Source organism: Nitrosophilus sp. (assembly GCF_982775275.1).
This window is the reverse complement of record NZ_CEXZHP010000162.1, coordinates 1-3,521: the sequence shown is the minus strand read 5'-3', so window position 1 is coordinate 3,521 and position 3,521 is coordinate 1. Positions and strand designations below refer to the sequence as shown.

Annotated in this window: 5 protein-coding genes; 3 read left to right on the top strand and 2 right to left on the bottom strand. The window is 32.9% G+C overall.

What is annotated here, in order from left to right; all coding sequences use genetic code 11:
• Positions 1 to 352: 352 nt before the first annotated feature.
• Together argJ and rpmB are read right to left on the bottom strand one after the other, a co-directional pair.
• Entirely contained in the window at positions 353 to 1,537 is a 1,185-nt protein-coding gene (gene argJ, locus AC30RD_RS07460; RefSeq protein WP_489493806.1) for a bifunctional glutamate N-acetyltransferase/amino-acid acetyltransferase ArgJ, read from the bottom strand.
• Positions 1,538 to 1,587: 50 nt separating this feature from the next.
• The gene (gene rpmB / locus AC30RD_RS07455) at positions 1,588 to 1,782 is read right to left on the bottom strand and encodes a 50S ribosomal protein L28 (protein WP_489493804.1); all 195 of its coding nucleotides are present in this window, start codon (positions 1,780 to 1,782) and stop codon (positions 1,588 to 1,590) included.
• Between the two features lie 159 nt (positions 1,783 to 1,941).
• On the opposite strand from rpmB, the gene rpe reads away from it, so the two are divergent.
• The 3 genes from rpe to AC30RD_RS07440 all read left to right on the top strand — a co-directional run.
• Positions 1,942 to 2,580 (top strand): ribulose-phosphate 3-epimerase, encoded by a 639-nt coding sequence (rpe, locus tag AC30RD_RS07450; protein WP_489493803.1) that lies wholly within the window; start codon positions 1,942 to 1,944, stop codon positions 2,578 to 2,580.
• Position 2,581: 1 nt separating this feature from the next.
• Complete coding sequence (locus AC30RD_RS07445; RefSeq protein WP_489493802.1) at positions 2,582 to 3,172, top strand: phosphoribosylanthranilate isomerase; 591 nt, start codon at positions 2,582 to 2,584, stop codon at positions 3,170 to 3,172.
• Positions 3,165 to 3,521 (top strand): exonuclease domain-containing protein (locus AC30RD_RS07440; RefSeq protein ID WP_489493801.1); only part of this gene is annotated, 357 nt, incomplete at its 3' end. The genes AC30RD_RS07445 and AC30RD_RS07440, both read left to right, overlap by 8 nt.

Sequence of the window (3,521 nt, the reverse complement as noted above, 5' to 3'; positions counted from 1 at the left end):
CGATCTCTTTTGGAAATTCTTCTAACATTGTTTTTCTCCTTTTTATATATGATTTATTAATTTATTAACAACTCAACCACTCAACCATTTTAACTTTTTTAACCAAATTAGACATTGGACATTGGGCATTGGTAAATGGGAATTGGAAATTGAATCCTCTCTTCCCCCCTTACCGCCTAACTTCCTTCTCCCCTCAACCTTCAACCTTTTACCTAATCACTCAACCACTTAACTATTTTACCCAATACTAAGCCTTACGGCTTTACCCTCGCTCACTTTTTCACTTTCTCACTTTTTCACTTTCTTACTACTCAACAACTCAACCATTTTAACCAATACAAAATTTTACCATTTATGTCCTATATTCAGCATTAATCTTTACATATTCATACCCAAGATCGCATCCGTATGCCTTAAAATATCCATCTGCGATATTTAAGTTGCATTTTATGGTAAATTCATCTTTTTTCATTATATTGTGGGCTTTTTCTTCAATATCTGGAGTAAATAGTATATTTTCTTTATCATAAACCAAAATATCTTCAAACCAGATTTGCAATCTATTCTCATAACACTCAATTTCTGAAGCGCCTATCGTTGAAGCTATTCTCCCCCAGTTTGGATCTTCTCCAAAAAGCGCAGTTTTAACCAAAAGGGAATTGCTTAAGGCTTTTGCTGCTATTTGTGCCTCATGGTCGTTTTTCGCTCCAAATATCTCAAATCCCACAAGTTTTTTTGCCCCTTCTCCATCTTTTACTATTTGAAGAGCTAAATGATGCATAATTTTATGAAGAGCAAAATCAAAAGCCTCTTTATCGTAAATATCACTTTTGTGATTTGCCATTAAAAAAACGGAATCGTTGGTAGATCTATCTCCATCTACGCTTATTGCGTTAAAGGTTGTTTTTACGTTTTTTTGTAATAACTCTTTCATATCTTCTTTTGGAATATCGGCATCTGTTACGATAAAACAAAGCATAGTCGCCATTGCGGGATTTATCATGCCAGCCCCCTTTGCAACTCCCGCAATTTTGAAACTTTTGCCATTTTTTAAAATCACTTCAAAAGCTATCTCTTTTGGATAGCTATCGGTGGTCATTATTGCTTTTGCAAAAGTATTTGACTCTTTTGAGTTAAGATCAAATTTGTCTATCGCTTTTTTAATCTTCTCTTTTGGAAGATATACTCCAATTACTCCGGTTGAGCTTATTATAGGATTTTTAATTTGTGGAAATTTTGTTTTTGCATAATTTAAAATATCCTCTATATCTTCAATACCTTTTTTACCGGTCATCGCGTTTGCGTTTTTCGAATTTACGAGAATAAAATTTGTTTTTTTAATACTATTTTTTTTAAAATGCAAAATAGGAGCGGCTTGAAATCTATTTTTTGTAAAAAGTGCCTCAATATCGCAAATTTCGCTGCTATAGATAAAGCCAACGTCAAATTGATCCTTTTTTAAGGATGCTTTTACGCCTTGAGAATAAAATCCATCAACGCTTGATATTGAACCTTTTATAGGTATGATTTTAAACATTGGCTATCCTTTGATTAGGAAAAGAGGAGAAAGAGGCAAAGAAAAAATCGTTATATTAACGATTTTTTCTTCATTGTTCTAAGTGTAGAAGCGGCAACTTTTATCTTTTTTCTTGTTCCGTCAGGTAGAGTTATTCTAACTGTTCTTAAATTTGGCAAAAATCTTCTTTTAGTTTTGTTATTTGCATGGCTTACGTTATGTCCGCTCATAGGACCTTTTCCGGTTATTGCGCATTTTCTTGACATTTTATTACCCTCTCGTAGGAATTTAGCTTTGAATTTTATCTTTTTTAAACTTAAATGTTAATGAATTTAAACTTCTTTTTAGGTTCTTTTATTTTAGCTTATTTGGTATAATTATGCAACTATTAAAAATTGATAAGTTACACAATTTAAAGGGATTTTATGTTAGTAGCGCCAAGTATTTTAAGTGCCGATTTTGGGAAATTAAATGAAGAGATAAAAGATGTTTGCGAAAAAGGGGCGGATTTAATACATGTTGATGTTATGGACGGCCATTTCGTTCCAAATCTAACTATAGGACCGGTTGTAGTAGAAGCGGTTAATAAAATATCAACAAAGCCGCTTGATATTCATTTAATGGTGGAAAACAACTCTTTTTTTGTAGATCTTTTTGCTCATATTAAACCTGAGTATATCTCTTTTCATATAGAAGAGGAAAAACATCCCCATAGACTTATACAAAAAATAAGAAGTTACGGCATAAAACCGGCAATCGTTTTAAATCCTGGAACAACTCCAAAATTAATAGAGTATCTTATAGAAGATATAGATATGGTGTTACTAATGAGCGTAAATCCCGGATTTGGAGGACAAAAATTTATACCGATTTATGAAAAAATATGTGAAGTTAAAGAGATGATAGATGAGAAAAACCCTAACTGCCTAATAGAGGTTGACGGGGGAGTAAACGATAAAAATATAAGAGAGTTAAAAAGTGCGGGAGTTGATATCGCGGTTGCCGGAAGCTATATATTTGGCGCAAAAGATAGAAAAAAAGCGATAGAGAGTTTAAAGGTATAGAGTGAGAGTAAAAATCTGCGGTATTACCAATTTGGAAGATGCGTTGATAGCAATTGAAGCCGGAGCAGATGCTTTGGGATTTGTTTTTTATAATAAATCTCCAAGATATATTGAGATTCAAAAGGCAAAAGAGATCGTAAAAAACCTTCCTCCTTTTGTTGAAAGAGTTGGACTTTTCGTAAACGAGTCTCAAAATATAATCCAAGAGATATGCCAATATACGAATATGAGCCTAGCTCAGATTCATTTTGATGTTAGCGAAGAGTTTATAGATAGCTTGAAAATAAAGGCCTTGCCGGTTATTAGGGCTAAATCAAAAGATGATCTAAAAAGGTTTGAAAACAGATATAGGTTGGTAGATGCGTATGTTCAAGAGTTTGGCGGGAGCGGTAAGAGAGTGGCACTGGAGTGGTTTGAAGGTATTGATACGTCCAAAATTATTTTAGCGGGAGGTTTAAACCCTCAAAATATAAAAGAGGTTAAAAAATATAACTTTTACGGGGTAGATGTTAGCAGCGGAGTAGAGATAAAAAAGGGAAAAAAAGATCCCAAAAAAGTTGTAGAGTTTATTAGAAAGGCAAAATTTGAATAAGCTTGAAAAATTGGCTTATAAGCTGAAAAAAAGAGATCTAAAAAAAGAGGAGTTTGATAATATTTTGCTTGCGCTTTATGGAATGTTTGAAGATCCCGATCTCATTTTTGAGACTTTAAAAGCAAGAGGTTTTCCAATCGAAAAAAAAGATAATAAAATCTTTTTGAAAACGGCAAAAACCGATTTTAAAGATCAAGAGTTTGTGATAGTGGATATAGAAACAAGCGGGAGCAAATCTTATAACTCACAAGTAATAGAAATAGGAGCTATAAAATATAAAAACGACAAAGTCATCGATAGATTTGAAAGTTTCGTATACGCAAAAGAGCTTCCGGAATATATAACGAAA